At 43.7% G+C, this 5,043-nt stretch carries 5 protein-coding genes; all 5 read right to left on the reverse strand.

The genetic code is table 11. From position 1 onward, the window contains the following. Nucleotides 1-137: 137 nt before the first annotated feature. Nucleotides 138-1,019, reverse strand: a complete 882-nt coding sequence (gene argB / locus HZC12_05595) for an acetylglutamate kinase (protein MBI5026195.1) — start codon at nt 1,017-1,019, stop codon at nt 138-140. 80 nt (nt 1,020-1,099) lie between these two features. Then, the gene (locus tag HZC12_05600) at nt 1,100-1,786 is read right to left on the reverse strand and encodes a septal ring lytic transglycosylase RlpA family protein (GenBank protein ID MBI5026196.1); all 687 of its coding nucleotides are present in this window, start codon (nt 1,784-1,786) and stop codon (nt 1,100-1,102) included. Between the two features lie 163 nt (nt 1,787-1,949). Next, nucleotides 1,950-3,296 carry an ATP-dependent protease ATPase subunit HslU gene (hslU, locus tag HZC12_05605; protein MBI5026197.1) on the reverse strand — a complete coding sequence of 449 codons (1,347 nt, stop codon included), beginning with the start codon at nt 3,294-3,296 and terminating at the stop codon, nt 1,950-1,952. Continuing rightward, entirely contained in the window at nt 3,289-3,834 is a 546-nt protein-coding gene (gene hslV, locus HZC12_05610; protein ID MBI5026198.1) for an ATP-dependent protease subunit HslV, read from the reverse strand. The genes hslU and hslV overlap by 8 nt, the downstream gene beginning before the upstream one ends. Then, nucleotides 3,831-4,715: a tyrosine recombinase XerC gene (xerC, locus tag HZC12_05615; protein MBI5026199.1), complete on the reverse strand. Its 885-nt coding sequence runs from the start codon at nt 4,713-4,715 to the stop codon at nt 3,831-3,833. The genes hslV and xerC overlap by 4 nt, the downstream gene beginning before the upstream one ends. Between the last annotated feature and the right edge of the window lie 328 nt (nt 4,716-5,043).

Below are 5,043 nucleotides of genomic sequence, written 5' to 3' on the forward strand. Positions count from 1 at the left end.
GACCTGACCCTAAAATCGCTAAAATCGTACTTGGGTAATAAAAGAGCCATCACGGTAATGTCTAACAACCGGCTAACCTGCCGCGCCAATGAGTTTGCCGAGACCTGACCCCAATAAGAATAACCGAATTCGTGATTTTATTTTACAATCTCTGTGCCGATGCCCTTCTTTGTGAAAATCTCTAAAAGCAGGGCGTGGGGGATACGGCCGTCAATTATATGTGTTTTCCCGACTCCTTCCTTAAGGGCGTTCTGGCACGCCTGGACTTTTGGCAGCATACCGCCTGAAATTATACCTTTTGATATGAAGGCCTTTATCTTCGACCTGTTTATTGTAGGTATGAGCTTTTTGTTATTATCCATTATTCCATTTACATCCGTAAGAAGTATTAGCTTTTCAGCCTTGAGGGCTGAAGCTATGGAGCCTGCAATATAGTCTGCATTTATGTTGAGGGTTTCGTTTTTAGGCCCTACCCCTATCGGAGCAATCACAGGGATAAAACCGTCCTTTTCCATCGAATATAGAATTTTTGGATTTACAGATGTAACCTCTCCAACAAGTCCGAGATCGATTATCTCAGACACTCCTGTTTCTTCCGAGACTTTCCTGACTAACCTCTTTTTGGCCTTAATGAGAGAGCCGTCCTTTCCACTCAGGCCAATGGCACGGCCGCCATGGCGGTTTATAAGGGATACGATTTCTTTGTTTATAAGGCCCCCTAAGACCATCTCAACAATGTCCATTGTCTCTTTATCTGTAAATCGCTGGCCATGGATAAAGGTTGGTTTCTTGCCCATTTTTTCCATAATTGCACTTATTTTCGGACCGCCGCCATGGACAATTACAGGCCGGATACCTATAAAATTCATAAGCACCACATCCTGGGCAAATGCATTCTTGAGTTTTTCCTCAACCATGGCTGCTCCGCCGTATTTAATCACAAATGTCTTGCCGTAAAAGTTCCGTATATAAGGCAGTGCCTCTATAAGGACATTGGCCTTTTCGATGAGTTTCTCCATGGTCTCCTTTTTTTATAGTTACTCTAATACTGAGCGATGAACCCAATCCTTGCTATGCGTGTTCAAAACACGGATTAAACTTACTTCACAATTATAACCTTATACCCTTCCTCCGCGAGGGTATTTGCCAGGGAATAGGCATCCTTACTGCTGTTAAACTTTCCCAGCCTGACCCTGAAATATTTCTCACCATCTAAGAAGGTCTCTTCAACATAAACCCCTCTGTATTTTAATTCAAGGGCTGTTTTAAGACGGATGGCATTTTGATGTTCTTTAAAGGAGCCAACCTGAACCACAAATGGCCCTTTTGGAGCTGCTACGCTGACAGTGTCGGAGACTCGTACCGCGCCTTTGTACCTGCTTTCTCTTCCCAGGACATCTATTCTGACCTTGCCTGTGCCGGGACCGATAAGTCCGATCTCTTTTGCCGAAGCATATGAGAGGTCAAGGTCTCTGCCAGCCACAAAAGGCCCCCTGTCATTTACAATGCAATCGACAGACTTCCCATTCGACAGATTTGTAACTCTGAGTTTTGTACCGAATGGATGCTCTCTGTGGGCACATGTTCTGGAATACATGTCAAACCTTTCACCTGAAGCTGTAGGCCTTCCGTGAAAATCCGGGCCATACCAGGAGGCAGAGGTATAGCTCGCCTCGGGGTATCTTTCATAACGGGAGGGAGCGCAAGAGATGATGAATATTATAAGGATTGTAAGAATCGTGGTAACAATGAGTCTTGATAGCCTGTTGAAAAAGTATTTATTCATACTATAACTTGTCATTCCTGCGAAAGCAGGAATCCAGAACCTGTTGAATTTACAAGAACTGGATTCCCGCTAAAAACATGCGGGAATGACATTTAAGGAATTTTGCTCGTTTTTCAACAGGCTGTCAAGACCTTGACCCCGCTTACCGAGAGTTACTTACCTCTTAAAGTATATATCTGCTCAGGTCCTCATCCTTTACTATATCGCTCAATTTATCCTTCACATATTTTGCATCTATTCTTAATTCTCCATTTTTTCTTTCAGGGGCCTCGAAGGATATGTCTTCAAGGAGTTTTTCCAGGACGGTATGAAGTCTCCTTGCACCTATGTTTTCGGTTTTTTCATTCACTATGGCAGCGATAGAGGCAATTTCCCGTATAGAATCTTCAGAAAATGCGACTTTAACTCCTTCGGTATCGAGAAGGGCAATATACTGCTTGATAAGTGCATTTCGTGGCTCCTGCAGTATCCTTATAAATTCATCCTCTCCAAGGGCCTCAAGCTCTACCCTGATAGGGAATCTGCCCTGCATCTCAGGGATCAGGTCTGAGGGCTTTACTGCATGGAAGGCGCCGGCTGCGATAAATAATACGTGTTCAGTTCTTACGGGGCCATACTTTGTTGTTACAGTAGAGCCTTCAACTATTGGAAGCAAATCCCTCTGCACACCTTCCCTTGAGACATCAGGGCCATAGGTAGCACCCCTGCTTGCAATTTTGTCAATCTCATCAATAAAGATAATTCCTGACTGCTCTGTGCGTTCTATTGCTTCTTTTATGACTTTGTCAATATCAATCAGCTTGTTTGCCTCTTCCTGTGCGAGGATTCTTAATGCCTCCTGCACTTTTACCTTTCGCCTCTTTGTTTTTTCCGGGAGAAAGCTTCCGAGCATCTCCTTGAGGTTTATTTCAAGCTCTTCCATACCGACATTTGAAATAATTCCAAAAGGCATAATTTTTTCTCTGACCTCAAGGTCCACATATTTATTATCAAGTTTCCCACTTTTTAACTGTGCCCTTAATTTTTCCCTGGTTTCTTTATGCTGCTCTTTTTCTTCGGCTATTTCTGGGGCTGATATTCCCCTGACTGGCCTTGGTGGCGGCAGCAGGAGGTCAAGTGTTCTCTCTTCTGCAAGTCCCTGTGCTTTTTCGTGAACCTTCTCCATGTATTCAGTTTTAACCATATTAACCGCTAACTCTGTAAGGTCCCGAATCATTGATTCTACGTCTCTGCCCACATATCCAACCTCTGTGAATTTTGAGGCCTCGACTTTTATAAATGGTGCCTGCGCAAGCCTTGCAAGCCTTCTCGCAATCTCGGTCTTGCCGACACCGGTAGGGCCTATCATGATTATGTTCTTGGGCAAAACCTCGTCCTTTAATTCCTCTGAGAGTCTCTGCCTTCTCCATCGGTTTCTCAGGGCAATGGCTACTGCCTTTTTTGCCTTATGCTGACCGATGATGTATTTATCAAGTTCTTCAACTATCTTTTTTGGTGTGAGGTTATCCATTTAACTCCTCAATAGAAATCTGTTCGTTAGTATAGATGCATATTTTTGATGTAATCTTCATTACCTCTTCGACAATTGCCTTTGGCTCAAAATCAGTGTGTGTCATGAGGGCTTTTGCCGCTGCCTGGGCATAAGGGCCGCCAGAGCCTATAGCGGCAATGCCATCCTCAGGCTCCAGTACATCGCCATTGCCCGAGATTATAAATGTATGTTCCCTATCGGCAACAATAAGAAGGGCTTCAAGTCTTCTTAGTATCTTGTCTGTCCTCCAGTCTTTTGCAAGCTCTACTGCAGCCCTTGTTATATTGCCCCTGTATGTTTCGAGCTTTGCCTCAAATTTTTCAAAGAGGGTTAGGGCATCAGCAGTTGCCCCTGAAAAACCTGCAATAATATTGCCGTTATACATTGTCCGAATCTTTTTTGCATTGTGTTTTAATACGGTCTGGCCCATGGTGACCTGGCCGTCTCCTGCTATGGCAACCTTTCCACCTTTCCTGATACATAGAATCGTAGTTCCATGAAGCATGTAATCTCTCATCCCTTCTTAGCCCTGGGGTGCGCCCTGTCATATACATCCATCAAATGAGCAATGTCTAAATGAGTGTATTTCTGGGTTGTTGACAGGGAGGAATGTCCAAGTAACTCTTGAATTGACCTCAGATCTGCTCCTCCATGAAGCAAATGTGTTGCGAAAGTATGCCTCAAAGTGTGAGGTCCAATACGACTTTTTAGAGTGGCCATTTTCCCGTATTTTTCTACTATACGTCTTACTGTCCTGTCTGTCAACCTCCCGCCGCTTTTGTTTAAAAATAAGGCCAGGGATTTTTTCTTTGACAGGGCTCTTTCAAGCAGATAGTTTTCAATGGCCTCAATTGCCTTGGAACCTATAGGCACTATGCGTTCTTTTTTCCCTTTTCCCTTTGCCCTCAGCAGGCCATCTTTTATATCTATATCGCTGATATCAAGATTGGAAAGTTCCGAGACCCTGAGCCCTGAGGAGTATAGAAGTTCGAGGATTGCCCTGTCCCTTGCGTGGCTAAAATCTTCTCCTTCAGATACCTCCATCAGGGAGACAATCTCATCTATTGTAAGGAACTTAGGCAGGATTTTTGGTGTCTTCGGGCTTGATACGAGTTTTGCAGGATTTTTCTTTATATGGCCTTCTCTGTGGAGATATTTAAAGAATGACCTTATTGTGGCGAGCTTCCTTGATATGGAGGATTTTTTAAGTTCGCTTTGATGCAGTGCTGCAAGGTACCCCCTGATATCGAGTTTATCAATACCTTTCGGGTTCTTATCTGCGAAGGCAGCAAACCCGTCAAGATCCTTTTTATAAGCCCTGATAGTATGTATTGACGCATTGCGCTCTGCTTTCAGAAAAGCGATAAATTCATCTATAAACCTATGCGACTCTCGCAACTTTCACCTCCTTAATATTTTAATGGTTCTGGTGTATAGTAGCAAGGGTTATCCCGGCAGGAGTTCCCCCAGAAATAGGGTATAACCGAGGACAAGTCTTTAAGAGAAAGGCAAAACTGTTATTACGAAGTGGTAGTTGATTGTTTTGGGAAAATGAGAAAATGGATTCCCGCCTTCGCGGGAATGACGGACAAAAAAACAAAAAATGGGGGAACTTTTTACGGGTAATAAGCTAAACTATGACACCTCATTCCCGCAAAGAGAAGTGTAGGTTTAGATGTGCCAGGGATAACCCCAGTAATAAGCTAAACTATGACACGTCATTCCC

It is taken from the genome of Nitrospirota bacterium (genome assembly GCA_016214385.1).
In the GTDB taxonomy this organism is placed as follows: Bacteria; Nitrospirota; Thermodesulfovibrionia; order UBA6902; family JACROP01; genus JACROP01.

Bases quoted from the DNA above. Each gene is read 5' to 3' on its own strand.
- HZC12_05600 (MBI5026196.1), bottom strand. From the start codon at position 1,786: ATGAATAAATACTTTTTCAACAGGCTATCAAGACTCATTGTTACCACG.
- argB (MBI5026195.1), bottom strand. From the start codon at position 1,019: ATGGAGAAACTCATCGAAAAGGCCAATGTCCTTATAGAGGCACTGCCT.
- hslV (MBI5026198.1), bottom strand. From the start codon at position 3,834: ATGAGAGATTACATGCTTCATGGAACTACGATTCTATGTATCAGGAAA.
- hslU (MBI5026197.1), bottom strand. From the start codon at position 3,296: ATGGATAACCTCACACCAAAAAAGATAGTTGAAGAACTTGATAAATAC.